Here is a 25,599-nt window from a genome sequence, read left to right on the forward strand (position 1 = left end):
AGTACCGCTTCGATCCTGCTGCCATAGGTTTCATCCTCCCTTGAGAGGAGCCCTCCGGAAATCCCGGGAGGGATCAGGGGATCCCTACACGCCTTTCTGGATCGTGATGTTGGGCCGAGCTGACCACTGGTGAATTCTCTTCAGCCTGAAGGTCTCCGCCTGTTGGATCGTCAAGCTGGATAGCGATCTTCACGGATAGATGGCGAGGCTGTGGTGATGGAAGGTCGCGCCGCCTCCCTTGCCGGGTTTGCCGGCTCGTCGAGCTTGACCGGGCACGCGAGGAGTCACCTACCCTCGGACAGGTTGAGTTGAGATTCCAGAGTCGCCGCGAGATGAGCCAACGCAGCGAGGACCTTGTTCCGGTCCTGCCCCAGCCCCGCCAGCAGTCGTGCGTGTGCCTCGAGCTCACGGGGGAACACGTCGTCGACGGCGCTCATTCCTGCATCCGACAGTGCGATCAGTGCTGACCGTCGGTCGGCAGGGTTGGTTGTGCGACTGATCATTCCCCTGCGCTCGAGGTTGGCGAGGGTCTTGCTCACTCCTGCCCGCGACATGCCGAGGAGTTCGGCGAGACGGATGGCCGTGACCGCTTCGTCTGCGTAGCGCAGCGGAACAAGGAGTTCCACCTCCGCGGCGGTAAGCACGGCTTCGGCGTAGACCGGTTCGACGGCGACCTCGAGCAGTGAGGAGATGTGTTTGATCTGGGCCACGATCTCCATCGGGGAGGTGTTCAGCGCGGGGTTGTGCTCACGCCATAGCGCGATCGTCTGTGCTCGAAGCGAAGGATCGAACATCCCGCCCCCTTTGTTAACCAGTGAACAAATCTGTTACGTTGCGAGCCTACCCACGGTTCCGGACCGTGACCGCGTCGGCCTCGTGTAGTTCTCCGACACGTGCCGGGTGGGATGTGCTGAGCCCTGGTGGGTGCGCTGCCGTGAACGCTGTCCGGAAAGCATTGGGCGTCAACGTTTATCGGCCTAGCTGCTCTGGTCGAAGCGCGGCTACGGGGTCCTGGGAATTCTCGAGGGGAGTTGCAGTGGAAGACGATGTCGTGGTGATCGGCGGGGGAGCGGCGGGGCTCAGTGCCGCGTCGGTGTTGGCGCGTGCCCGCCGCAAGGTGACCGTGCTCGATGTCGGCGAGCCTCGGAACGCCCCTGCCCAGCATGTTCACGGCTTCTTGTCCAGGGACGGGATGGCGCCGGCGCAGATGCTCGCAATCGGTAGGGGCGAGCTAGTCGGGTACGGCGGGCAGGTGGTGCAGGCTCGGGCGGCGGCGATCGAGCAACTCGAAGGCCGAGGGTTCGTCGTGCGGTGTGACGGGAGCCCCGATCTCACAGCGCGTGGCGTTGTCGTGGCGACGGGCTTGCGTGACGAGTTGCCCGCGATCCCTGGCCTGCGTCAGCAGTGGGGCGTCGACGTTTTGCACTGCCCGTACTGTCACGGATATGAGGTGCGGGACATGCCGCTCGCGGTGCTCGGTGGCGACAACCGGCCGTTCACGCTGCACCAGGCGTCGCTGGTGCGGCAGTGGTCCTCGGACGTGGTCTTCTTCCCGAATCGGATCGTCCTGACCTCCGAGGAACGTACTCGGCTGACCTCCCGAGGGATACGTATCGTCGAAGGCGCGGTTGCCGGCCTGGTGGTGAAGGACAACCGGTTGAGCGGTGTCGAGCTTGCCGACGGCCAGATCGTGCCGAGGTCGGTTGTGTTCGTCGGTCCGCGGTTCGTGCCCCGCGACGAGCTGCTGACCGGCCTGGGTTGTGAAGCGGGCGAGGACGGGTGGATGCGCACCGATCCCACTGGTCACACGAGCGTGCCCGGGGTGTGGGCAGTGGGCAACGTCGTTGATTCGCCTGCTCAGTTGATCAATGCCGCAGGTGCAGGCACGAAAGCTGCGATTGCGCTCAACCACTTCCTCCTCGAGCAGGACGTGCAGCAAGCCGTCACAGCGATTCCCAGCGATCACAGGTGACCGAGCAGGCAACCCTGCTTCTCGGGCTGCCCGGCGTCCGGGGTCGTCGGCGTCAATCACGAGGCGGACGGGGCTCGGGGGCTCGAGCCAGCGACCGACGAGGAGTGGAGGGGCCGACCGGTGGGTAGCCGGGGCTCCATGTCCGACACAGTCTGGACTGCGCTCGCCGACGAACACGATCGCGGCATCAACCGTCCACGCACCTCGGGCCTCACGCCGGCAGAGGAACTCGCACTACTTGCCGCCGTTTAACCTGGATCGACCGATCGCGGTCCTATCTGCATCTTCGCCTGCTAGAGATGTCATGCAGTACAACGGCTCTCTTCGGTAGACGTTGACCGGCGGACGCACCTCTGAGGTGCGCGGCGATCAACGCGTGAACAATGCACGATCTGGTTCTGGCATCCACAGGGTGGTGGCTGCGCTGGCGTCGCAGCTGGTGGCGATGAAGTCGAGCAGTGCGGCGAGCTGCGGATGGTTGGCGGCGGTGTTTCGCCACAGCAGTGCCATGGGGTAGGCGGGTGTGGGGTCGACGATGGGGATGCGGCGAATGTTCGGATGCCACGGTGTCGTGGTTCCCTCACCGCCGAAGGTGACCAGCGTCGTCGAGTCAGCGATGCGGTCGAGAATGTTCGTGAACCCGATGCCGCCGGGGTGCCGCTCGGTAGTGATGGTGATGCCGCAACTGTCGCTGAGCCGACGGTAGAAGTCGCCGACTTCGGAGTCGAATCCGGCACCGGGCACCCACGCAGTGATGCCGTCGAGATCGTCGAATTCGACATGGTCGCGGCTCGCGAGTGAATGGCCTGTGCCGACGAGTAAATGCAGAGCGTCGAGGTAGGCGGGCACCGCGGTGACATGAGCCGGCAATGGGCGGGTGCCCCAATGTTCGCGGGCGAAGGCAACGTCTACCCGACCGTCGATCACGGCGTCCCGTGATGTCGTCGATGGGCCCATCATGATGAGTTCGACCTCCGCGTTCGGGTGCTTCTCGAGGTAGAACCGCATCAGATTCGCATCGGCGATATCGGCGCCGTGCACCGCGACGCGAAGTACCTGCGAATCGAGCACCGCAGCCACTGCAGCATCGGCCGTGGCGAGGACCAAGCGCGCGTGCGGAAAGAACCGGGCGCCGTGGACGGTCAATGCGATGCTGCCGGCACGTCGCTCGAACAGTCGGGTGCCGAGTTGGCCCTCGAGCTTGGCGATTCGCTTGGACACCGCCTGCTGGCTGATGCCCAGTACCGACGCGGCCAGGCCGAACTGGCCCTCGTCACTGACAGCGACCATTGCGCGTACCGCGGACAGATCGAGATCCAAGCCCACCACCTGCCTCCACATCCATTGGTTGTTCGCGAGAGCGTGTCGCTTGTTCGACGAGCAGGCACTTTAGCTGGTCGTATACCTCCCGGGATGGCGGGGACTGGCATCACCCCGACAACCGATTGACGTTGCGGCAGTGATGGGTGGTTGGTGATGAGTCGATCGTCGTTTGTGCATCTTCACAATCACACCGAGTACTCGATGCTCGACGGGGCGGCGAAGGTCGGGCCGTTGTTCGACGAGGCGGAGCGGTTGGGGATGACGGCGGTCGGGATGACCGACCACGGCAACATGTACGGGGCGAGCGAGTTCTACAACTCGGCGAAGAAGCACGGGATCAAGCCGATCATCGGGATCGAGGCGTATGTCGCGCCGGAGTCGCGGTTCAACACCAAGCGTGTGTTGTGGGGTGATCCGAGTCAGAAGTCGGACGACGTGTCGGGTTCCGGTGCGTACACGCACATGACGATGGTCGCGGAGAACTCGACGGGTCTGCGGAATCTGTTCAAGTTGTCGTCGCTGGCGTCGATCGAGGGCCAGTTGGGTAAGTGGCCGCGGATGGACGCGGAGCTCATCGCCGCGCATGCGGAGGGGATCATCGCCACGACCGGGTGCCCGTCGGGGGAGATTCAGACGCGGTTGCGGCTGGGTCACGATCGGGAGGCCCTCGAGGCGGCCGCGAAGTGGCAGGAGATCTGGGGCAAGGACAATTTCTTCCTCGAGTTGATGGATCACGGGCTCTCGATCGAACGTCGGGTCCGTGAGGGTCTGCTCGAGATCGGCAACAAGCTCGGTATCCCGCCGCTGGCCACGAACGACTGTCACTACGTGACGAAGGACGCCGCGGAGAACCACGAGGCGTTGCTGTGTATCCAGACCGGTAAGACGTTGTCGGATCCGACGCGGTTCAAGTTCGACGGCGACGGCTACTACCTGAAGTCGGCCGCGGAGATGCGGGCGATCTGGGATGCGGAGGTTCCCGATGCGTGTGACAACACGGTGCTCATCGGGGAGCGGGTACAGCTGTACGAGGACGTGTGGGAGCACCGGGACCGGATGCCGATCTTCCCGGTCCCCGAGGGACACACGCAGCAGTCGTTCCTGCATCACGAGGTGATGCGGGGTCTGCGGGAGACCCGGTTCCCGCACGGTCCGGTGCCGGACGAGTACATCACTCGTGCGGAGTACGAAATCAGTGTCATCAACGAGATGGGGTTCCCGGCCTACTTCCTGGTGGTCGGTGACCTCATCAACCACGCCAAGGAGGTCGGTATCCGCGTCGGCCCGGGTCGTGGTTCGGCGGCCGGTTCGCTCGTGGCGTACGCGATGGGCATCACGAACATCGACCCGATTCCGCACGGTCTGCTGTTCGAGCGGTTTCTCAACCCCGAGCGCGTGTCGATGCCCGATATCGATATCGACTTCGATGATCGTCGCCGCGGTGAGATGGTGCGTTACGCGACGGAGAAGTGGGGCAACGACAAGGTCGCCCAGGTCATCACCTTCGGCACCATCAAGACCAAGGCCGCCATCAAGGACTCCGCGCGAGTGCAGTTCGGCCAGCCCGGTTTCGCGATCGCCGACCAGATCACCAAGGCGTTGCCGCCGCCGATCATGGCGAAGGACATCTCGGTGTCCGGTATCACCGACCCGAACCACGAGCGGTACAAGGAGGCCGCCGAGGTCCGGTCGCTGATCGAGTCGAATCCGGACGTCGCGAAGATCTACCAGACCGCGAAGGGTCTCGAGGGTCTGATCCGCAACGCGGGTGTCCACGCGTGCGCGGTGATCATGTCGTCCGAGCCGCTCACCGACGCGATCCCGGTGTGGAAGCGCGCGCAGGACGGCGCGATCATCACCGGCTGGGACTATCCGTCGTGTGAGGCCATCGGCCTGCTGAAGATGGACTTCCTCGGTCTGCGCAACCTCACCGTGCTCGGTGACGCGATCGAGAACCTCAAGAACAACCGCGGCATCGACATCGACCTCGACACCCTCGCGCTGGACGACGAAGCGACTTATGCGATGCTCGCGCGCGGCGACAATCTTGGTGTCTTCCAGCTCGATTCGGCGGGCATGCGCGAACTTCTGCTCCGCATGGCGCCAACCGAGTTCAACGACCTCATCGCATCGAACGCCCTCTACCGGCCCGGGCCGATGGGCGTCGGCGCCCATTGGGCATACGCGGACCGCAAGAACGGCCGTGAGGCCGTGACACCGATCCATCCCGAACTCGACGAACCGCTCCACGAGATCCTGGGCGAGACGTACGCGCTGATCGTCTACCAGGAGCAGATCATGCAGATCGCGCAGAAGGTGGCCGGGTATTCGCTCGGACAGGCCGACCTGCTCCGCCGCGCCATGGGCAAGAAGAAACCAGAAGTCCTCGCCGCCGAGTTCGAGAACTTCCACAGCGGTATGCGCGCCAACGGCTACAGCGACGAAGCAGGCACGGCCCTGTGGGAGGCCGTCCTGCCGTTCGCCGGCTACGCCTACAACAAATCACACGCCGCCGGCTACAGCCTGGTCATGTACTGGACCGCCTACCTCAAGGCCAACTACCCCGCCGAGTACATGGCGGGCCTGCTCACCTCCGTCGGCGACGACAAGGACAAGACCGCCATCTACCTGTCCGACTGCAGAAAGAGGGGCATCACCGTCCTACCCCCCGACGTCAACGCCTCCCGCGTCGACTTCGCCTCGGTCGGCGAGGACATCCGCTTCGGCCTCGGCGCGGTCCGCAACGTCGGCACCAACGTCGTGGCGTCGATCATCGCCGCGCGTGAGGAGAAGGGCAGCTTCACCGACTTCTCCGACTACCTCAACAAGATCGATGCATTGGCGTGTTCGAAGAAGGTCACCGAATCCCTCATCAAGGCAGGCGGATTCGACTCCCTCGAGCATCCCCGCAAGGGTCTGCTGCTGGTGCACGCCGACGCGATCGACGCCGTGATGGGCACCAAGAAGGCCGAGGCGATGGGCCAGTTCGACCTGTTCGGCGGCGACGACGCCGACGAGTCGATCACCTCGGTGTTCAACGTCAGGGTGCCCGACGAGGAGTGGGAGCAGAAGCACAAGCTCGCCCTCGAACGGGAGATGCTCGGTCTGTACGTGTCGGGGCATCCCCTCGACGGTATTGCCGGCGCGCTCTCGGCACTCACGGACACCTCGATCGCCGCTGTGCATGCCGGGAAGGTCCGTCACGGCCAGAAGATTGTGATCGGCGGCATCGTCTCCGCTGTCGACCGCCGCGTGAACAAGAAGGGCGAGCCGTGGGCGATCGTGGAGATCGCCGACCTCGACGCTGCCACCGAGGTGCTCGTCTTCTCTTCGACCTACACCGGCTTCCAGCACGCTCTCACTGAGGACTCCGTATTGCTCGTCACCGCGAACGTCAACATCCGCGAGGGCAGGACGTCAGTCGTCGCAGTCGACATCTCCACGCCCGCCCTCGGAGACGGTGCAGCATCCTCAGCCCCGATGACCCTCACGATCGCGGTGCACGCGTGCACACGACCCAACATCGAAGCCCTTCGTGACGTCCTACAGCGTCACCCCGGGGACACCGACGTGCACATCGTGCTGACCGGCACGACGACGACACGGTGGGCAACCGACCCGAGATTCCGGATCCACAAGACGCCGGCCCTACTGGGAGATCTCAAGGAACTGTTCGGGGCCAGTTGCCTTACAACAGCTTCCGCTGCCACGAACGCGTAGGTCGGGTCAGCGGGCTGTCAGCCGAGTCGTCTTCGACGATCCCAATCTGATCAGCACAGCGGGGCTGGTACCGGCAATGGCTTTGGCCTGGACTGAGTGGATCCTGACCGCACTGTGCACAAACCGCCGGTCGGCCCCGCCTGCTGCAGTAGACTACAACGTAAACCACTCATTATCTGCGGCTACTTGCTCTAGTGGCTCGTTGCCGGCATCTTGAGATACTCGTCGTTCAGCGGCGAGGACCCACTCCAATGGGAAGTCCGCCGGGCTGCAGAGGATTCCGCTGTCGTACACCGTGGCTCGTGGGATCGCTAGGGATGGCAGGACTGAGGCAGCGCCGTGTGCCCGAATGCCTTCCAACACTTCCTCTGAAGGGCTCGCAATCATTCTCATCGACAGCGCACGGAGCGCAGGCCACCCACTCGTCCCGTACTTGCCCACGTCACCGAGTGCTTGGGTCGTGAACTGGGGAAGATCGGCAGGGCGCTCAACCGCAGTGGCGTGATGTGCGACCAGAAGGCCGATGACCGGCGAGATGTCCACTCCCGCAGCCAAAACTCCGTCCGCAAGTCTCCGTGTCAGCCCGGAGGCACCCAATCGGCTGGAAGCCTCGACCATGGTGCGAAACAAGCGGTCCGACAAGGTCTCGGCGACGGTGTCGAGGTTGGAGAGATTGGACAGCACGACTTTGTCTGTCGCTCCAGCCAGCAGTGCCAACGCCCACGTCGCTCTTGAGAGCGGATCATCATGTGCTACAAATTTCTCGGCCCACCACTCCGGTTTCGAGCGGTTGAAGCGAATATCTTGAAGTAGCCGCCCGTAGTCGGCTGCCTCCCCAAATGGCTCGGAACCCGGCGTGATATCAACCCCGGTCCTGAACCTGTCGGTTGGCAAGGACGCGCCGATGATCGCGATCTCCGCGGCAAGCCAGCATGGCCCGTAGATGTCGCTTAACGCGCGGGCAGTGTTGCCCCACGGTGAGCTTGTTCCGGATTGCCCCTTGTTGAAGCGGAGGGCTCGCTGCAAGTGGTCGAATCTTGAGTCGCGTTCCTTGAGCCGTCTCATGGCTGTCTGTCGGGTGCTGCCGGAAACCGGGGTATCTCGGTGTCCTACGTCTGCTTGGTAGGCCTGTTCGTCCTCGAATGCCCGACGTAGGTGGTGCTGTGGGGCACAAAGCTTCAGGAGGTCAGCCGCGATGCTCCAACCTGCTCCCTCAGACTCTGAACACTGGCCGTCGAGAACGGCCTGGATCATCCGATCCTCGAGTGGGGAACCATGATCAGGCATTATTCCCGCACCAACCGCTGCCACGACAGCGCTGTTTTCCGAGAGTTCAAGTTTCGCAACCCCGTCGGGGGCCACATTGACCCCTGCCTGGACGGAGGCTCCGAGTTGAAGCCATGCAACCTGCCTTCGCCCACTGTCGGCGAACAATCGTGCCTGCCACCAGGAATTGAAGGTTTCCCGGTCCTGAAGTTGCTTCACGATCGCGACACGCTCAAAAGTGAGCGCCGAGTCGGGATCAGATGCTAACTGCTCCTTCAAGCGTTCAGCCAGTTCCTCACCTCCCCGGTCAGGTGCGAGAACTGGTGTTTCAGAGTCGGATACGAGCGTGTGGGCCAGCAGTCGGACACTCAGGTCATCGCTGATGAGGTCCACTGCATTCCGTTGAGTACGTGTACGGGCACTGAACACGCCGTCTGCCAACAACATCCAGGCGGCTAGTCTCACCTGCAGAGGTCTGACGCCCTCTTCGAGTTCCTCTTCCAGTGCCTCCACAAGTCCTGCGAGTTCGTTGGGTTTAGCGAAGCCCGCATAGAACCTACTGGTGTTCAGCCAGTACGGTCGGCGTACCAGCGCTCGGAGAACTGTTGACTTGTCGAAGGCTCTGACGTCGGCACCGGCGAAATCGTTGAGGAACCGAGCGGCGAAGTACTCTCGCAGCGGTTGAACGTCGAACTCGAAAGTTCCCTGCACTTTGCTAGTAAGCGCCCAAACCCGGTCCGTGACGGCAGTGAACAGCGCGTCGACGAGGTCGACCTGCTTCTCCACGCCGAAGAGGTAGTCGAGGATCGCCTTCCGCAGTGCCTTCGTTGCGAGTTGACCGTTTCGACCGGCCGATTCTGCGAGCGACTGAAGGTGCCACCCCAGGTAGGCCGTCACCTCTTCCAAATCGACCCGATACTCGTCTACTGCAGGCGTCTTCGCGGCCTCCCGATCGAGGAAGGTCTCCATGTAGGAGGTGTACAGCTCGGTGCGTGCGGCCGGAACCGAGTTGCCCCGTTTGCGCATGAGGTACAGCAAGATCGTCAGCTGCATGGGGTTATCCGCGAGCTGGACGATGTGCGGCTCCGCCGACCTTTGCCGGAAAGTACGTTCGAGGTCGCGGCGATCTCGACCACGAATGGAATGAGCTTCAGCCCACTTGCGCAGGTACTCAGTTCGAAGCGACGGACTCAGCCGCGTGAGCGCGATCGCTTCGAACGTATCCATCGATGGTTCGGCCATACCAGAAGCATTCGGTCTCGTCGTCACCACAACCTGTGGGACGTTCAAGCTGTTCACACCGAGTCGAGCAGCGAACTGGTCGATTTCCTTTACCGCGCGCGTGCGCGTCTGGATCTGTGCCATCTCGTCGAGACCGTCGAGCACAATCAGCATCGGGAATCGGAGAAGGACATCCCGAACCATCTCGACCGTGGCCGACAACCCGCCACTTCGAGCCGAGAGAAACTCAGCCAGGTAGACCTCAAGAGAGCCCTGCTTGCGAGCTCGACGCGCCTTCTTCCGCGGATCCTCGTCAAAGTCGCTGAACGGATCCTCGCCGCCAAGCCACGCAGCGTAATCGCGGAGATCCAGCCGCAGTGGCAGCCGAGGAAGCTGTGGTGTCGGCAGGTGGGTGTCTCCTGGCCTGTAGCCATCGTCAGGGAGGAACGCCGCACGATGCACCTGACAGAGGTACTGACCGAGCGTCGACTTACCTTGACCCGGCTCCCCCCGTACCAACGTGAGCGGCTTCTTCGTCGCCAATAGGTACGCCGCAGCACCGCCCAGGGCCTCGGAAGACTTCAGGTGCGAAAGCATGCCAGCTCGACCAGGTTGCGACACCTGCACTGCTTCGACGTCAATGAAAAGGTCTGTGAGACGGTGCGCCTCAAGTTCGGCCTGCTTGAACTTCACTTTCACGTCTTCTTGCCACTGGGTGGCGAGGACCGCTAGCAGCAGAGTTCGTAGTTCCTGGTCTTTCGCCGCCAGGCTGTCAGCCTCTCTGAGATAGCGGACAGCATCAACTCCGGCGAGCATCTCCTGGTAGGTCCATTTGAGCTCTGCGGGAGCCGCGTCGACTCTGGCATCGATGTCTGCCTGCCACCAGCAGTGCATCGGTATTCCGAATTCGGCGGAGTACTCCTCAAGGCGCTTGTCGAGTTTGTCCATCGTGCCCCGTAGCGGCACAGCGGTCCCAGCCACCGAGGTCATGAGGTAGTACTCCTCGGCGCCCTCCTCGACGAGCCGTCGGATGTCATCCGCTTCGCCGCGGATGGCCTCAGTTAGCCACGAGAGCGGGCTCTGGAGCGGTTTGCTGGTCCACTTGACCTGGTAGACGACGGATCGGCGACCAGTGCGGCGGACGGCATCTCGCCCACCGTCGCTGTGCCCTACGGGGTAACACGTCGTTTCTGGAAAGCTGTGCGCAAGAAGGGAATTGCACAGCTGCTGAAATTGCTTCTCGCTGAGTCGGTTGTACAGGTATCGACCTGACTGCCCAGCATCACCTGCCATTCGGCGGTCGCTCCGTTCCCCTGGCGGCCCATGATACGAGCCGGCGACGACGTCAAGTCGCTGATTCTAGGCCTGCTTGACGGATCTGACGATGTCGCCCTCTGGTCAATGCTCAATATTCGGGGCTGCCCCATCGCAGCTCAAGCCCGCGCTTCTCGAAGCCCGGTTGACTAGTGCAGAGAAGTTCCGTCCACGCGAAAGGCGATGTCCTCGACCCGGTGATCGCTCGGATCACCCGCGGCCACCCCTATCGGCACGTCATGGGATTCGAGGCAGGCGAGCAGCGTCGCGCGGACAAGGACGCACTCTTCAACACCGACCGACGCACCGGCGAGTACCCGTTGATCGACTGGGGGTGGTCACGCGCCGACGCGATCGACTACACCCGCTCGATCCTCGGCACCAGTGTCGGCAAGAGCGCGTGCACATTCTGTCCGTTCAGCTTCGCCAACAAGAGCAGTCGCGCCGAGAACTTCGCTCGTTATGCCGAAGCACCCGAAGTCGGCGCGAGAACCCTGTTGATGGAACACCTCGCACTCGCGCTCAATCCAGCGCAGGGCCTCGTCGGCGGCCGCCGCCTGATCGAGATGCTCCGCGAGCACCAGCTCGACAACGTCCTGGATGCCTTCGAGGCAATCCTCGAGAGCCACGAGCACGCTATCTACGAGATTCGCCGCATCCTGCGGCCCCGCAAGACCGACCCGACCAAGCTCGGCAATGCCGCACGCTCGGTCCGCATCCGCGGCCGCGGCTCCCGGGCCAGCATGCACAACATCCTCGGTCGCCTCGCGACCGACGGAGCCGCACAGAACAAGGTTCGTCCGGACCTGGGGGACGATGGAATCTTGCGTGTCTACCAGCACGAACGTGGCCCAGTGTTCCCGACCGTCGAGCGGTACTTCGTCGTCGCCCCGGCCCTGGCGTTACCGAAAGAGCACGCCAACTTCGACCAGTGGTGGACACAAGCCCTCGCCGCCGAGGCGATGCAGCCGGCAGCGTAAGGCGCAGGGTACGTGCCATTTACGCACGTCAGTGGGTGTACCGGGTGGGCCGCCGGTCAACGGTCCAGAGATGGTCACAGTTTCCACAGAGCCAGCACCGCGGCGCGCAGGCTCGCGGAGATGATGCGGTGGTCGCGGTGCAGGCGCGGGTTCGAGTGACCGCGGTCGGTGAGGATGCGCGCGGCGTCGGATATGGCGATGGGGTCGAGGTCGGCGCGGGCGCGTAACCGGTAGGCGAGGGCGTGGCGGGTGTGGGGGATGCGGTGTGGGCCGGTGTCGACGACGGCCGGCGGGTCCAGCCGGGTGTCGTCGGCGCTGATCCGGATCACGACGTCGCCGGGCTGGAGGCGGGTGCGGCGGTCGGGACCAGGGTTGTCCTCGCGGATCCAGTGGGTGCGGTAGCGCGGGTCCGGTCCGCCCCTGCCGGGCGCAGGGGACGTCGAGCTGGTCTCGTCCTCGGTGGGTGTGTAGTCGCCCAGGTGTCGCAGGAACATCCGGCGTACGGGTGTGGGCAGGAAGTCGTGCTCGAGACGCGCGCGGCTGCCGATCCCGGCCAGGGGTACGACGCGGCCGATCTGCCAGATGGCGGTGGCGCTGTCGAGGAACACCTCGTCGACCACGACGGTGTCCTCGAGGCGGTCGAGGAAGGCATGTGCTGCTGCGATGGCGCCGGGATCGTCGGCGATCAGCGCGGTTTCGTCGGCGACGGTGGAGGCGTGTGAGGCGCTGGCCGGGCCGACGATCACCTTCTCTGCGGTGACGATCAGACCGGTGTGCAGGTTCGCAGTCGACAGCACCTGCACCCCGGCGTCGAGGAAGTGGGCGAGGGCGGTGGGGGAGGTGGCGTGTGCGCGCACCGCGGGGCGGGCGGCGTTGACGATCAGCTGGTCCCCGCTGCGCAGCGGCAGCAGTTCGGGGGCAGTGTGGTCGAGGTAGGCGATGGCGACGCGGCGGGGCCCGCGGCGGCGTAGGGCGGCGGTGATGGCCGGCCAGGGGTGCGGTGCGTGCAGGACGGTGTCCACAACCGGTCACCCTATCCGCCGGCACGCTCCGGATGGCCGGAGGACAGCCGCGCCGAGGTGTGCGTTTCCGGCGCCCGGCGGCGTGTCAGCCCAGGCCGGGGGACGTGTCATCAGTGCAGCTCAAAGCGCAGTGTCGCAGCGGCCCACATGATCTGACCGATCTCCGTGCTACACACAGGCAGGCTGTTCGGATATCGCCGAAGTGCGGCCGGTGGTCAGGTTCCTGCGGGTTCGATGGCCCTGTGCCGGTGTCGGTGTCGGCTCTGCGTTGCGGTGTTGGGTAGCGTCGACGCGTCCTGAACATGAGGGGTCGGGACTATCTGGCCATTCGGGCCGGGGGTGAGGGTGAGGGGAGTCGACGTGCGAAGTCGAGCATCGATGGGGACGAGACGGGCGAGGATGCTCGCCGCGGCGGTGGCGGCGATGATGCTCGTGTCTCTGGGCGGTGGGGTGGCGTCGGCGCAGGACCGCGACGTCGATCCGATCGTGGCCTCGCAGGCTTTGCTCGCCGATCCGGTCGCCCCGAACGGCTCTCGCATCGTCTCGAGTGAGATCGACGGACAGTATCTGACGGTGCAGGTGTACTCGGCGGCGATGGACGCGACCATTGCGGTGCGGGTGCAACGCCCCCATGATGCGTCCGAGCCGCGTCCGGTGCTGTATCTGGTCAACGGCGCCGGGGGTGGCACCGATTCGGCGACGTGGTGGGCCAACACCGATGTCGGGGAGTTCCTGACCGGTCAGGACGTCAACGTGGTCATGCCACTCGGCGGGGCGTTCTCCTACTACACCGACTGGAAACGCGAAGACCCGAACCTCGGGATGAACAAGTGGCAGACGTTCTTCCTCGACGAACTCCCCCCACTGATCGACGCCGCATTGGGTACCAACGGGGTGCAGGCCATCGCGGCGAACTCGATGACCGCCACGGCGGTGTTGCAGTATGCGATCGCCAAGCCGGGCTTCTATTCGGCGGTGGCCGGGTACAGCGGATGCGCCCAGACCTCGGATCCGATCGGCCGCGAGTTCGTCAAGTTGGTCGTCGAGACCTGGGGCGGCGGCGATGTGCGCAATATGTACGGCGAGGACGATGATCCGGCGTGGGTGGCCAACGATCCGGTGGTCAACGCCGAAGGGCTGCGCGGCACCCGTCTGTTCATCTCGGATGCGACGGGGTTGCCCGGTCCGCACGACACCCTGGGCAACGAGTTCACCATCGGGGAGCAGGACGCGCCCCTCGATCAGCAAGGGCTGGCGTTGGCCAATCAGGTCGTCGTCGGCGGGGTGATCGAAGCGGCCGTGCACTGGTGCACCACCAATTTGCAGACCCGTCTGCGTGAGCTCGACATTCCCGCGACGTTCGATTTGCAGCCGGCCGGGACGCATTCGTGGGGTTACTGGCAGGACGCGTTCCACCGGTCCTGGCCGCTGCTGGCCGAGGAACTGGGGTTGCCGCAGCCGCAATGACCCAACCTTGCCGGTGACCGCTCACCGGGATCGTCAGGTACCCGGCACGACTGCATCCGCATGCGCCCGTCTGTGTCGTGATCGCGCGTGTACTGAAGTGCCCGGAACGGATTCCCTTCATGCGGAGTGGGGACATGCCGTCCGGCCAGTTCAGCGCCTGTTTATCTGGCGGGGCCGGACGCACCGTTTTGTCAGACGGCGGGGTGATCGCCGTGGTCGGCGGACGTGGCGGCTGCGACGGCCGCAGGCTCGAAGGACAGGATCGCCAGACCCGACATCTTGAGTCGCGGACGGACCTCGTGGTGCCGGGGCTCGGCATCGGGGTGGGCCAGATCGCGCACCCGCACATCGAGGAAGCGGGCCAGCGCGACGGTCTGCTCCCAACTCGGATATTCGACGCCCACTTCCCAGCGATCGACCGCGGGCTCTTCGGCCAGACATGCGGTATCGACCTCGGGGCCGAAGTGTCCTCCCGCGTTGAGCAATTCGGTGAGATAGAAGGGAACGAGCTTGCCGGCCCTCCACAGTTCGTACTCGTCATCGCCGGGCTCGGCGAACGGTGCGGTGACATGAGCGTCGGTCAGGAGCCGTTGCGCATGCTCGAGTTCGTCCGGCGTCGCGGTGCCGATGCATCGACCCATCCACGACTCGGTCGACGGTGTTGCACGGCGGCGCTTTCGGCGGAAGAACTCGAGCATGGATTCTCCTTCGGTGGTGCTAGGGGCAGGTCTGGTTCGGGGATGTGGACCGGCGTCGTCAGCTGCATCCGCGCCCCGTGGGAGGGGCGGCTCGCGCCCCTGTGCGAGGCGTGGGTGTGGTGCGGCCGTGTGGATCACGCGTTCACGGTAGCCGGGGGTGTTCTCCAGCGGTGTCGGCGTTCTGTCCGCGTAGGTGTCGGGGCCGGTAGCCGGCCGGTTCGGTTGTGCGTCCGAGGGTGTCTCGGGCCCGGGTATCAGGGTGGCTCGCGCGTCGGTTCGCTCACCCGCTGAGCTCAACCTCGGTGGGGACGTGCCATTTATGCAGGTAGAGCGGTCGATGTGCAGTCACGGGTCGGTGCCGGTCGCGTACGCGTGTGTGCCAGCGCGGCCAGGTCGGCGAGCAGGATCGTGGTGACGATCCAGGCGAGGCCACACAACGCCGGGACTTCGACGGTCATCTGGCAGTGTCTGCCGGGGTGTCCATCAGCGCGGAGGTCAGCCGAATGGACAGCAGCCGTGCTTCCTCGGTCAGATAGACCGTGAACGGGGAGAGCCGGCGCATTCCTCGCCGCGTTCGTCGTCGGCCAGGACGATGCGTGTGATCTCGTCGAGATCGCCGGTGTCGATGAGTTGTTCCCACAGATCGATGTACCGGCCGTACATCGGATGTGCCCACTGCTCGCGGGTGGTGGCCAGCCGCGCCCGGATGGCGGGGCTGTCGATCGGCAGGTTCTGTGCCTTGATCTTCAGCAGCAGCCCGGTGTGCACGAGCTTGCGCCGGACCATCGTCCTGGTCGCCACGGCCATCTCCACGCTCCTTCCGCTCTCGCTCCGAGGCTGTGTGGTCGACCGCGCGGGCCGGATAGATCCGTCCGGTGTGGGCGTCGGCGGCGGTGTACGTCCACCTCGTGCGGGACTGTCCGGCCGGGGCCGGGGCCGGGACATGGCGGGTGGGTCCTGTTCTTCTAAAGGTCAGCGCGGCGGTTGTCCAGTGTCGAGAGCAGGACGAACGTGGTGCCCATCAGATCGAACGCCGCGGCGCTGTCCCCGGCGATGAGCAGTTCGCGTTCGCGGGCGTGCAGCGCCGCGATGGCCTGTTCGAGTTCGTCGTCGGTCATCGCATCGGCTGCATCCCCGATCGCCTGCTTCGCTGCGTCCACACGGCCACGCTAGCCGGTGCCGGACGATCCGCCGGTGCCGGGAACTGTGCTGCTGCTGTGCGCATCTCACTGGGTGACACCGGTGCGGCAAGGACACCGGGTCCGCCGCAGTCGGACGCTCCGGCCGGTGCGTGTGGACAACAGGAGGAACCAACACATGCGACATGCGGTCATCGCGCGGGCTCTGGTCACGGCGGCCGCGGGGGCGCCGTCGGCCTGACCGGTGCCGGGCTGGCCCAGGCCACCACTGGAGGCGACTACGTCGACAGCGACTGGACCGAGTCGACCATCGATCTCGGCGTCGAGGCCCGGTTCTGATGCTCGAGACCGGCAAGTAGACCGGCTCTTTCGTGCGGCGAAGTGCCGTGCCCGAGGGGTGCGTACCTGCCTCTTACTCCTGTGCTTGGTGAGCGGGACCTGATGGTGATGACCATATTGGTCCTATCTGGTGCTGTCGTGAAGTAGCGCTTGGGGCGGTGAGGTGTCTCTGGCCGTAGGACGGGGAACGAGTTCGAGCCTGAGCATTCCGTCTACGCGGGCGCGGGTGTGTCATCGTTCGGGTGGTCTTCGCGTGGTCTCGATGGGCCGAGCAATGCGGTCGGCGAAGGCCAACCTGGGGGAGGGATGAAGAACGAGAGCGATGGCCTCATCATGGAACTCCTCGACGGAGTCGATTTCTTTCATTACGGTCGCCCATCGGAGATAGGCGATGTCGTCGACGCGGCGTAGACAATCGAGAACCCCTACACCCAGTTGACTGGAGCTGACGGTTCTCTGGCCGGTGAGCTGCCGTAAGACGAACCACGAGACGTACTGGGCGAGTGCGGCGGCGTTGGGTCGGCCCAGCACGGCTTTCTCGATGCTGGCGACGAACTGGTCCTTGACGAATGCCAAGGGGGTGCTGCGTCCGCTTCGTGGCTTCTTCCGGACGAAGACCGGATCCATCCCGTTTGCTTCCGGAGTCCAGATTTCCTCGTACACCGCTTCTCGCCGAGGAAATCTGGCGGGTTGCAGATGTGGGTAGTTGTCGTCGAGATAGAGCCACTCGAGCACGTCCTCGGCCCTGTGCCATCCGCTGTTGTCGAGAACTTCATTCTGGCGTGAACGCAGTACCCGCCCGCGCACGGCGAGGGAGTAGAGCACTCGGATCATGTCGTGCTCTCGTTTGCGGAGACATTGTTCGACTTCGTCACGGATGTCGGTGTCCTTGATTGCGTAGACGTCCTTCGGTCTGTGGCGGACCTGACGGAGCTGGGTTTTTAGGACCATCGATTGGTCACCGGGTTGGCGCACCTTCCGGGTCAGCCCTACGACGACCTCGCCGACAATCGCCTCGACTTCCGTCGGAGTCAACTGGTCGAGAGCGCTCTCGACCAGGTCGCTTCGCAGCTTGTCCTCCGACCACTGATGGAGGGGGCGTTGATCTCCGGTGCGCAGCACATACAGATCGTCGAGCCGGTGACCGTTGATGGTCTCGGTGGTCTGCCAACTGTGCGTCCTTTCCTCCTGGCATCTGCGGTAGCGCACGACCTCAATGCCGTCCGCCGTGGGACGGGTCTTCTCCACTGCCGACTTCGCGCCGCAATAGATGCACTGCATGGTCAGGCCTCCTCAGTCACTCGTGTAACAGCTCCAACCAGCCCAGCAGCGCCCTCTGGCTGTATATGGACACGCAATTGAACCTGAGCAACATACATGACCATATATAACCACCATGGAGGAAGGTGGGGTCAGGCTATTTCAGGCTGTAAAACGCCGTGCCACAATCTATTTCGTCACTAACTACCCAGCTACGGAGGTTGCAGATGTATAAGAAATCAACCACATGGTCACGACGAATGGCAGCAGTAGTAGCGCTTCCCGTGCTGGGACTGTCCCTCCTGGGAGCCGGGTCGGCCTCTGCGGGACCGCCCACCTACCCCACCGTCGACGTTCAGGTCGGCGCCGCTGTGCGCACCGCGCCGAAGGTCTCCAAAGACACTTTGGACGGTTATGTCCAGAACACCAGTCACTTCTTCGCGAACACCCAGAAATCATCGGTGCAGTGCTGGCAGGACGGGGACTGGGCGACAGGTAACTACCGCACCAACCGGTGGTTCAAGGTCTTCGTGAACGACAGCAGGCACGGCGACTGGGCTCACTGGGGGTTCGTCCACGCCTCCTACGTCTACAACCAGAAAATCGTGCCCCGTTGCTCGTAGAGCGACAACCGGCATCGGGAGGCTCCGGGATCGTCCCGGGGTCTCCCCTTGCCGTTCCAGCCGTAGCGGAGGTCCGCCGAGGAACCGTCGAAGCTCCTCGGACGCGGTGTCACCCCCGTCGATCTGATCCGCAGGGTGATCACCGTCGATGAAGTCGCCGCCATCCTTGTCCGCGAGGCGGGCTGCGAGCTCGACTGAGCCACTGTCACTACTGCTCTCGCACCCGCCTCTGTGTCGGTGCTGTTGTCTACGGTCCCGAGGCGCGCACAGCGCGCGTGCGGCCACGGACGGAGCAGTCGCACCACGACAGGGGGAGTGGTCGATGCTCGACGACGAGGACGCGGCTATCGGGACGGCCGCCGCGCAGGGGCGCGGTTCGCACGCAACCCGGCACGCGAGCCGAAAGATCCGGCGATCCCGCGGTGGGTGAGCGATCCGCATGTCTACCTGCGCTTCTGGCAGGAAGGCTGGGTGCAGGGCATGTCCGATCCGGACGGAACCGCCCTGCGGCATCCCCCCGCAGCCGATCGAATCCGCACTACCGCACCACCGTCGCCGTCCGCGACCGAGCAACCCCGCCCTGTGAAGAAGACCTGAACCATGCCGCGAAGTGTCATCGAAGACCGGCAGCGGCATCGCCGTGCTGACGGTGATGCCGCTGCCGGACATCGCCCTCGACGCCGTGGTGGCCGGCATTCCGCTGTCCACGGGTCAGAACATGACGCCGAGGGCGGCCCATGGACCTCGCCTGGGGGACCGGAGAGCCCGAACCCGTGGGATGAGGACGGCCCCGGACGGCTGTAACCCCGTATCCAGATCCCGCGCCATCGCGGAGGCATCGGCAGCGGCCGGTCCCCGCAGGACCGACCCGCCGGTGCCCCGGCGGGATGTCCCCGCACCCACGGCGCACGGGGACGTGTCATCTGCGCAGGCCACGGCATCTGGGCGGGGTCGCGCAGTGGGTCAGTCGGTGCTCTGGCTGTGCTGGCGGGCACGCCGGTAGGCGTAGGTGCAGGCGGCCGGCAGGATCGCCGAGCTGAGCAGGATCGGTAGTTTCGCGGTCCAGGACGAGGCGGAGGCGAGCGCGGCCGCCCCGAGCATCAATGCTCCGCAGGCTTGGACGGTGAGCGCGGCGATCTTCGGGGCGGGTTCGGTGGCGGTGCGGGTCCAGGCGAAGCCGGCCAGCAGCATCAGCGCTCCGAGCGTCAGCACGACGGTCACGATCTGGTCAGTCGACGAGGTAGTGGGCTTCGATGTAGGCCACGGTGGAGTCGTAGGGCTCCCCAACCGGTTTGAGCCCGTACTTACGGAACACCGAGGCGGTGGCGCGGCGCGCGCCGCGGTTACGGGCATCGGCGTTGTCCCAGGATTGTTTGAGGGTGTGGGTGACGACCTTGTCGATCTCCTCGGCGAGGTTGCGTTCGGTGACAGTGATTCCGTCCGGTGCGTGGTCTTCGATGATCCGCGACAGGACCCCGACGTGGTCATCGTCGACCACCACGACGGTGTCGTCGGGGTGTTTTTCGGCGTGGACGATGGTGCGGGCGATCCGCAGCGCCTCGGCGAGGAACTCGAGGGCGTCGTGGGAGTTCTGGATGATGCGGTCCCGCAACTGTTTGATGCGTTCGGCCAGGGCGGTGTATTTCGCCGAGCCCGGTTCCACGCCCTTGTCGAGGGCGGCTTTGATGTGGTCGAGGATCTCCGCAGCCGACGGCGGCGTCTGATCCTCGTTACCATCGGTTCTCTTCGGCCGGACCAAGGCGAGCAGTTCCTTGAGGATCGCGATGCCCTGACTGTCGAGGACGAGGGGTTCTTCCTGGCCGGCGACCACGGTGAACGAATGCACGTGCGCGTTGATGATCTCGAGGACCATCGGTCCGAGCTCGGACAAGCGTTCTTTGCGGTCCTCGTCGGAAGACTTCTTGAACAACGTCGTGTACACCGACCCGAACAAGGCGAACCCGCTGCGATATTTGCTGATCCGTTTGTCGGTGTTGATCAGCGGATACAACCGGGCCAACAACCGATAGTCCTTGGAGAACACTTCGGTGGCGCCGGGGTGGGTGTCGAGGAAATGGTTGATCGCGCGCACCGACTCGTAGCCGTGCTCGCTCAGATCCAGGCCGTCGATGTCGGCGAGGAGATCTTCGATGCGGGCGAAGGTAGTGCGGAACTCGGCGACCAGTTCGGTCAGGTCGGTGACGAACCCACCCCCACGGCCTGTCGTGTCGTCGGCGGTCGGGTCTTGGACCGCGCGTTGGACTTCCTCGGCCAGGCCGATGTAGTCCACGACCACCCCGGAGGTTTTCACGAATCCGGTGGGGGAGATCCAGGTGCGGTTCGGACGGGTGATGGTCTGGAACAGGTTGTGCGCCTTGAGCGGCTTGTCCAGATACAGCACCCCTTCGTTGGGGGCATCGAATCCGGTCAGCAGCTTGGCGGTCACCACCAGAAAACACAGCGGATCATCCGGGGTCAGAAACCGCCGCTTCTGCTCTTCTTCGTCGGCCTCGGACAGCTGATAGGCCCGCAGCGCCCGGTCCTCGTCCTTCGCATCCGAGACGGAAATGTTCACCTCGGCGCAGATCCGATCATGGGTGCCGACCTCGGCGAGTACCTGCGTGACCTCGAATCCGGCCAACAGCTCGTTGAGCTTGTCCGTATAGGCGACGGCGAGTTCCCGGTTGTAGGCCACGACCTGGGCTTTGAGGCCGTTGCGGTAGGCACCGGCCAGATAGTGGTCCACGATGTCCTGACACACCGCCTCGATGCGTTCGGGGTTGGCGAACACCGACGTCAACCGCCCGAACTTGCGCGAGAGGATCTCCCGATCCGGGTCGTCGAGATCGAAGTCCTCGGCGAACTGATCGAACTCCGCCTGCAACGCGGCGTCGTCGAGCTCGAACGCCACTGGATGCGGATCGAGCAGCACCGGCACGGTCGCCTCGTCCCGCAACGACCGCGACACCGAATACCGGTGCAGCACCTTCCCCGGGTCGCGTTCGTCGCCGAACAGCGCGAAGGTGTCGGTGGCGAGGGTGCGCACCGGGGTGCCGGTCATGCCGAAGAACCGCGCATTCGGTACCGCGGCGCGCATCTGCCCGGCCAGCGACTCCGAGCGCGCCGACTGGGTGCGGTGGGCCTCGTCGACGAGCACGATGATGTTCTCGCGGGTGGACAGGTTCGTGCCGGCGTCGGCGAACTTATGCACGGTCGTCGAGATCACCCCCCGCACGTCCTCGGCGAGCAGCGCGCGCAGTTCGGCGCTGGTGGCGGGCTGGTGGAAGTAGGCATCGCCCATCGCGGAGGTGAACACCCCCGAGGTCTGCCGCACCAGCTGGGTCCGGTCCGACAACAAGATGATCGTCGGCGACTCGGTGCGGGTATCGGCCAGCAACAACGAGGCGGCGAACACCATCAGCAGCGTCTTCCCCGACCCCTGGTGATGCCAGATCAACCCCCGGGTCCCACCCTCGACGACCCGCTCGTGAATCAGCCGCGCCGCCTCCATCTGCGGATAGCGGGGCAGATACTTCTTGTCCGCACCGCCACCGGAGGTGTCGAACAGCACGAAGTCGGCGAGCATGCCCAGCACCGTGGCCGGACTCAGCAGCAATTCGACCGAACGCTGCACGTCGGCTTGGCCGGCCAGGTCCTCATCGTCGGCGGTGGAGCGGAACGGCTGCCACAGATTCGTCGGCGCCCCTGCGGCGCCGAACCGCAACTTCAGCCCATCGGAGGCCACCGAGAAGACATTCGCGGTGAAGAACCACGGGTACTCGGCGGCGTAGACATCGTTGATCTCCCGCGCCGCATCGACCCACCCCGACTTGGCGGTCGGGGACTTCACCTCGACCACCACCACGGGCAACCCGTTGACCCAGTACACGAGATCGAACCGGCGTGAGGTCTTGCCCGGCACGGTGATCGGTACCTCGTCGGACACAACCAGCGTGTTCGCGGTCGGATTGTCGAAGTCGACGAGTTTCAGTGCGTGCCAGATGCCGTCGGCGTCCCGGAACTCTTTGCGGCCACGCAGCAGGTGCAGGACCTGCTCGTTGGCGCGCACCAGGCCGCCTTCGACGGCGTTGACGGTGGCGACGATCTCGTCGACGACGGCGTCAACCTCGTATCCGTCGATCACTGCCGGGTTGAGCCGCACGAGCGCATCGCGCAGGTGGCCGGCGAGCACGGTCTGCGTCGTTTCGCGCGGTAATAGCCTGCCGGCGGTGTAGCCCCACCCGAGGGGAAGGGACCACTGGATCATCAGGTTCTGGAACTCACGCTCCCGGACGCCCTTGGCCACGTTCAGACTCCCAACTCGGCAGATTCGATGTCGATGGTGCGATCCAGCAGAGCCGACAGCAGACTCGCGCGAATTTGGCGGAGACCGACGGCCTCCGCATTCAGCGCGGAGATCAGGGCTTCCACTGCTTCAGCTCTCTCGACGATTCCAGTCTGCTCGTGCAACGAAGGCACAGGAATCTCGCGAGCGATGTAGTCCTTGACCGATAGGTTCGTGATCCCGGTTGTGCGGCGGGAGTAGGCACGAGTCAATCCGGAGACCCAGTCGTGGCGGAGTCGCCAAAACACGTATCGAGGGAGCGCCTTCTCCGGGTCGACTCTCATCAACCGCTGGAAGTCGGTGGGGACACAGGGCTCCAGGTTGGGCCCTGCTATCGCGACTCGGCCGACAGGTTGCTCGGGTGAACCGCCGGACCGCTCAAGGATGATGTCCTGTTCTCGCACGGTCCGAGTATCTGCTTGCTTGGTGGTGAACGACCGGATCGGTGAGCCGTCGGTAACGAACTCTGAGGTGCCCGGTGCGTAAATTCGAGGCCCGAGCGCAAGCCGATCCACCTCATTCTCTCCGGCGGGTTTGCCCCAGACTCCTCCGACTACGTGGGAACACAGATCAACGACTCGGTGTCGGGTTCCCTCAGCGGTCGTGAAGTGTTCCGCGAGCACCTTGTTGAGGATCTTCCTGACGGTACTTACCGAGGTGTCGAGGGCAGCGATCTGATCATCGACCGCGCCGATCACCTCGACGATCCGCTCCTGTACTGGGAGAGGTGGGAGGGCGATAGGAACCGCTGCGATGCTGCTGGCGGACAATTCGGTTTGGTTGGTGCTTCCAGTTTGGAGAGACTCGAGATCTGCCTTGCGTGCGGAAAGCACCAGACCCGCGAATCCTAATGAGAAGTGCTGAGGGTCCGGGCGGACGATGGTGACGTGAGAGTCAGCAGTTGCAGGCTCAGGTAGTTCGCGCAGTTCCGCGGCTCGGCCGAGTGTGCCACGGCCCGTGGAGTTGATGAGCACGTCGCCGACCTGAAGTTGTGCATGTTCGGGGATCGGTCGCGAAGAGTCTGTGCGGCGTGCTGGAGAGATATCGATTCTGTTCTCATCACGGACACACTTTTGGTTGAACACCAGGTAGCCGTCGTCGACGTACTTCGGAGCTTTTCCCCGCTTGATGGAGAGGCAGGTGTCTCCGAGCGTCGCCTCGACCCACGAGTCACTCATCGAAACCTTCGATCCCCGCGGCGCCAAGAACGCGGAGCATGCGCTCCTCTGCGTCCCGGCGCTCTGCACGTATGCGGTTGTAGGCCTTGATCTGGGTAGCGAGGTCTTCCTGCTCGGCCGCGGTTTGCTTGATATAGCGGCCAATGTTGAGGTCGTACCCGTTCGCAATGATCTCACTGAGGGGGACGAACCGGGCCGAGAGTCCACCCTCCCCGTCCGGGTCAACTGGGTTGCCATCAGTATCGAAGGTCGAATGGTAGGTCTTGACGACATCGGCGATGTCGTTCTCGCTGAGAACGTTTCGGTTCTTCATCTTGGCAAACCGCGAGGATGCGTCGATGAACAGCACGCCCTTCTGCCGTTCCTGTTCCTTGGTGGATGCGGAACGAAACACCAGGATCGCGGTGGGGATGGCGGTGCCGTAGAAGAGGTTTTCAGGGAGGCCGATGACAGCCTCGAGAAGATCCTCATCGAGGACACGTTGGCGAATGGCGGCTTCTTGTCCGCCGCGAAAAAGAACACCGTGCGGCAGGACAACGCCCGCGCGCCCCTTCTTCGGGGCCATCGAGGCGATCATGTGTTGCACGAACGCCCAGTCCGCCGAGGATTGCGGGGCGACTCCGCCGAGGGCGCGCGGGTCGTTGGTCCAGGGTTTCCACTTCAGGCTGTAGGGCGGATTGGCCAAGATCACGTCGAACTGCGCGACTGACCCGTCCGGCTTCTTGAAGCGCGGTTCCTTCAAGGTGTCACCGACCTCGACCTGGAACTCGGTGAGGTTGTGCATGAACAGGTTCATGCGGGCAACACCCGCGGTGTCCGTGACGGCTTCTTGCCCATACAGCTGCAACGAGTAGCCCTTCTTACCGCGGGCCTTGAGGAACCCGGCAGAGGCGATGAGCATGCCACCGGATCCGCACGTCGGGTCGTACACCGACTCGTAGTCGTGCGGGTCGAGGATCTCGACGATCAGCTCGACGACCTCGCGTGGGGTGAAGAACTGGCCGGCGCGGGTGCCGGACCCGTCGGAGAAGCGTTTGAGCAGGTACTCGTACGCCCCGCCGAGCACGTCGTGGGACATGTTGCCCTCGTGCATCTTCGGGGTGCGGTCCATCGCCTGCATGACCGCCGCCAACACCTCACCCGAAAGCACTTCCTCCGACGTCCACGTCATCGACCCGAACAGGCGGGAGAACTTGTCCGGATTCGCCGTCTCGATGGCCTGAAGCGATGCCCGCACCCGCTGGCCGAGGCCGGGCTGAGTGATGGTGGCCAGGATCGAGGCCCAGGACGCGCGGCGCTCGTGGACGGTGCCGGGGTAGATCAGCGGGATCTCGAACGACTGGTAGTCGCGGTATTCGATCTCGCGGGCTTCCTCGGCGGACAGATCCTCAAGCAGTCCGTCGTTCTCGGCCAGGAACACCTCGTGCTGATGCTCCCAGGTGTCCGACAGGTACTTCCAGAACATCAGCGGGAAGACGACCGAGGAATACTGCGCTTCGGGCATCGCCACGCGTAGCTCGTCGGCGGCGTCCCAGAGCCGGTTCTCGATCTCCTGCTGGGTCACTGTCATCTGTCGAGGTGTCCTTGCTGGTGAGGGGGTGGCCCGAAGGTCGGGGTGGGTCGGTGCTCACCCTATTTCGGGTGCTCAGAGTAGAGGCAGGCAGGGACGTATTTGCGCCACGGCAGCGATCGATCAGCGCTGCTGCCGGCGACGGAACATGCTCGGTGGCGT

General features: G+C 64.4%; 20 protein-coding genes. 7 read left to right on the forward strand and 13 right to left on the reverse strand.

The annotated features are described in order from the left end of the window. Positions 1 to 284: 284 nt before the first annotated feature. A complete protein-coding gene (locus tag NVV99_RS23435) occupies positions 285 to 794 on the reverse strand; it encodes a MarR family winged helix-turn-helix transcriptional regulator (protein WP_260783083.1) in 510 nt (169 codons plus the stop codon). Between the two features lie 257 nt (positions 795 to 1,051). Here NVV99_RS23435 and NVV99_RS23440 point away from each other — a divergent pair, with 257 nt between their 5' ends. After that, entirely contained in the window at positions 1,052 to 1,972 is a 921-nt protein-coding gene (locus tag NVV99_RS23440; protein ID WP_260783084.1) for an NAD(P)/FAD-dependent oxidoreductase, read from the forward strand. A 369-nt stretch (positions 1,973 to 2,341) separates the two neighbouring features. Here the strand turns inward: NVV99_RS23440 and NVV99_RS23445 are convergent, their stop codons facing one another. Beyond that, positions 2,342 to 3,298 carry a LysR family transcriptional regulator gene (locus tag NVV99_RS23445; RefSeq protein WP_260783085.1) on the reverse strand — a complete coding sequence of 319 codons (957 nt, stop codon included), beginning with the start codon at positions 3,296 to 3,298 and terminating at the stop codon, positions 2,342 to 2,344. Between the two features lie 150 nt (positions 3,299 to 3,448). Here NVV99_RS23445 and dnaE point away from each other — a divergent pair, with 150 nt between their 5' ends. Then, complete coding sequence (gene dnaE / locus NVV99_RS23450) at positions 3,449 to 7,015, forward strand: DNA polymerase III subunit alpha (protein WP_260783086.1); 3,567 nt, start codon at positions 3,449 to 3,451, stop codon at positions 7,013 to 7,015. A gap of 153 nt (positions 7,016 to 7,168) precedes the next feature. Here the strand turns inward: dnaE and NVV99_RS23455 are convergent, their stop codons facing one another. Beyond that, positions 7,169 to 10,795, reverse strand: coding sequence for an NACHT domain-containing NTPase (locus tag NVV99_RS23455; RefSeq protein ID WP_260783087.1), 3,627 nt, complete (start codon positions 10,793 to 10,795; stop codon positions 7,169 to 7,171). A gap of 218 nt (positions 10,796 to 11,013) precedes the next feature. Between NVV99_RS23455 and NVV99_RS23460 the strand changes: the two genes are divergently transcribed. Continuing rightward, on the forward strand, positions 11,014 to 11,796 hold the full coding sequence (locus tag NVV99_RS23460) for a hypothetical protein (protein ID WP_260783088.1): 783 nt from the start codon (positions 11,014 to 11,016) through the stop codon (positions 11,794 to 11,796). A 74-nt stretch (positions 11,797 to 11,870) separates the two neighbouring features. Here NVV99_RS23460 and NVV99_RS23465 read toward each other — a convergent pair whose 3' ends face one another. Continuing rightward, the gene (locus NVV99_RS23465) at positions 11,871 to 12,818 is read right to left on the reverse strand and encodes a phosphatidylserine/phosphatidylglycerophosphate/cardiolipin synthase family protein (protein ID WP_260783089.1); all 948 of its coding nucleotides are present in this window, start codon (positions 12,816 to 12,818) and stop codon (positions 11,871 to 11,873) included. 378 nt (positions 12,819 to 13,196) lie between these two features. On the opposite strand from NVV99_RS23465, the gene NVV99_RS23470 reads away from it, so the two are divergent. Then, positions 13,197 to 14,285, forward strand: coding sequence for an alpha/beta hydrolase family protein (locus tag NVV99_RS23470; protein WP_260783090.1), 1,089 nt, complete (start codon positions 13,197 to 13,199; stop codon positions 14,283 to 14,285). A 191-nt stretch (positions 14,286 to 14,476) separates the two neighbouring features. Here the strand turns inward: NVV99_RS23470 and NVV99_RS23475 are convergent, their stop codons facing one another. The 4 genes from NVV99_RS23475 to NVV99_RS23490 all read right to left on the reverse strand — a co-directional run bounded on the left by NVV99_RS23475 (position 14,477) and on the right by NVV99_RS23490 (position 16,143). Further along, entirely contained in the window at positions 14,477 to 14,983 is a 507-nt protein-coding gene (locus NVV99_RS23475; protein WP_260783091.1) for a hypothetical protein, read from the reverse strand. A 317-nt stretch (positions 14,984 to 15,300) separates the two neighbouring features. Then, positions 15,301 to 15,441 carry a hypothetical protein gene (locus NVV99_RS23480; protein ID WP_173283636.1) on the reverse strand — a complete coding sequence of 47 codons (141 nt, stop codon included), beginning with the start codon at positions 15,439 to 15,441 and terminating at the stop codon, positions 15,301 to 15,303. A gap of 70 nt (positions 15,442 to 15,511) precedes the next feature. After that, positions 15,512 to 15,790 carry a hypothetical protein gene (locus NVV99_RS23485; RefSeq protein WP_260783092.1) on the reverse strand — a complete coding sequence of 93 codons (279 nt, stop codon included), beginning with the start codon at positions 15,788 to 15,790 and terminating at the stop codon, positions 15,512 to 15,514. Between the two features lie 158 nt (positions 15,791 to 15,948). Continuing rightward, complete coding sequence (locus tag NVV99_RS23490; protein ID WP_260783093.1) at positions 15,949 to 16,143, reverse strand: hypothetical protein; 195 nt, start codon at positions 16,141 to 16,143, stop codon at positions 15,949 to 15,951. Between the two features lie 57 nt (positions 16,144 to 16,200). On the opposite strand from NVV99_RS23490, the gene NVV99_RS23495 reads away from it, so the two are divergent. Then, on the forward strand, positions 16,201 to 16,461 hold the full coding sequence (locus NVV99_RS23495) for a hypothetical protein (RefSeq protein WP_080678608.1): 261 nt from the start codon (positions 16,201 to 16,203) through the stop codon (positions 16,459 to 16,461). Between the two features lie 231 nt (positions 16,462 to 16,692). Here NVV99_RS23495 and NVV99_RS23500 read toward each other — a convergent pair whose 3' ends face one another. Further along, the gene (locus NVV99_RS23500) at positions 16,693 to 17,742 is read right to left on the reverse strand and encodes a hypothetical protein (RefSeq protein WP_024100164.1); all 1,050 of its coding nucleotides are present in this window, start codon (positions 17,740 to 17,742) and stop codon (positions 16,693 to 16,695) included. A 239-nt stretch (positions 17,743 to 17,981) separates the two neighbouring features. Here NVV99_RS23500 and NVV99_RS23505 point away from each other — a divergent pair, with 239 nt between their 5' ends. Together NVV99_RS23505 and NVV99_RS23510 are read left to right on the forward strand one after the other, a co-directional pair. After that, positions 17,982 to 18,344, forward strand: coding sequence for a hypothetical protein (locus tag NVV99_RS23505; RefSeq protein WP_144377012.1), 363 nt, complete (start codon positions 17,982 to 17,984; stop codon positions 18,342 to 18,344). A gap of 426 nt (positions 18,345 to 18,770) precedes the next feature. Beyond that, positions 18,771 to 18,941, forward strand: a complete 171-nt coding sequence (locus NVV99_RS23510; protein WP_158455935.1) for a hypothetical protein — start codon at positions 18,771 to 18,773, stop codon at positions 18,939 to 18,941. Positions 18,942 to 19,307: 366 nt separating this feature from the next. Here the strand turns inward: NVV99_RS23510 and NVV99_RS23515 are convergent, their stop codons facing one another. Genes NVV99_RS23515 through NVV99_RS23530 form a run of 4 tightly spaced genes read right to left on the reverse strand, consistent with a single transcriptional unit; the run spans position 19,308 to position 25,437 of the window. Beyond that, complete coding sequence (locus NVV99_RS23515) at positions 19,308 to 19,565, reverse strand: hypothetical protein (RefSeq protein ID WP_260783095.1); 258 nt, start codon at positions 19,563 to 19,565, stop codon at positions 19,308 to 19,310. Positions 19,566 to 19,572: 7 nt separating this feature from the next. Continuing rightward, positions 19,573 to 22,650 (reverse strand): type I restriction endonuclease subunit R, encoded by a 3,078-nt coding sequence (locus NVV99_RS23520; RefSeq protein WP_260783096.1) that lies wholly within the window; start codon positions 22,648 to 22,650, stop codon positions 19,573 to 19,575. Positions 22,651 to 22,652: 2 nt separating this feature from the next. After that, a complete protein-coding gene (locus NVV99_RS23525) occupies positions 22,653 to 23,867 on the reverse strand; it encodes a restriction endonuclease subunit S (protein WP_260783097.1) in 1,215 nt (404 codons plus the stop codon). Beyond that, positions 23,860 to 25,437, reverse strand: coding sequence for a type I restriction-modification system subunit M (locus NVV99_RS23530; protein WP_260783098.1), 1,578 nt, complete (start codon positions 25,435 to 25,437; stop codon positions 23,860 to 23,862). The genes NVV99_RS23525 and NVV99_RS23530 overlap by 8 nt, the downstream gene beginning before the upstream one ends. Between the last annotated feature and the right edge of the window lie 162 nt (positions 25,438 to 25,599).

Origin of the sequence: Rhodococcus sp. PAE-6 (genome assembly GCF_025290685.1) — a bacterium.
In the GTDB taxonomy this organism is placed as follows: Bacteria; Actinomycetota; Actinomycetes; order Mycobacteriales; family Mycobacteriaceae; genus Rhodococcus; species Rhodococcus pyridinivorans.

Bases quoted from the DNA above. Each gene is read 5' to 3' on its own strand.
- NVV99_RS23435 (WP_260783083.1), bottom strand. From the start codon at position 794: ATGTTCGATCCTTCGCTTCGAGCACAGACGATCGCGCTATGGCGTGAG.
- dnaE (WP_260783086.1), top strand. From the start codon at position 3,449: ATGAGTCGATCGTCGTTTGTGCATCTTCACAATCACACCGAGTACTCG.
- NVV99_RS23455 (WP_260783087.1), bottom strand. From the start codon at position 10,795: ATGGCAGGTGATGCTGGGCAGTCAGGTCGATACCTGTACAACCGACTC.
- NVV99_RS23470 (WP_260783090.1), top strand. From the start codon at position 13,197: ATGGGGACGAGACGGGCGAGGATGCTCGCCGCGGCGGTGGCGGCGATG.
- NVV99_RS23475 (WP_260783091.1), bottom strand. From the start codon at position 14,983: ATGCTCGAGTTCTTCCGCCGAAAGCGCCGCCGTGCAACACCGTCGACC.
- NVV99_RS23480 (WP_173283636.1), bottom strand. From the start codon at position 15,441: ATGACCGTCGAAGTCCCGGCGTTGTGTGGCCTCGCCTGGATCGTCACC.
- NVV99_RS23485 (WP_260783092.1), bottom strand. From the start codon at position 15,790: ATGGCCGTGGCGACCAGGACGATGGTCCGGCGCAAGCTCGTGCACACC.
- NVV99_RS23500 (WP_024100164.1), bottom strand. From the start codon at position 17,742: ATGCAGTGCATCTATTGCGGCGCGAAGTCGGCAGTGGAGAAGACCCGT.
- NVV99_RS23505 (WP_144377012.1), top strand. From the start codon at position 17,982: ATGGCAGCAGTAGTAGCGCTTCCCGTGCTGGGACTGTCCCTCCTGGGA.
- NVV99_RS23525 (WP_260783097.1), bottom strand. From the start codon at position 23,867: ATGAGTGACTCGTGGGTCGAGGCGACGCTCGGAGACACCTGCCTCTCC.
- NVV99_RS23530 (WP_260783098.1), bottom strand. From the start codon at position 25,437: ATGACAGTGACCCAGCAGGAGATCGAGAACCGGCTCTGGGACGCCGCC.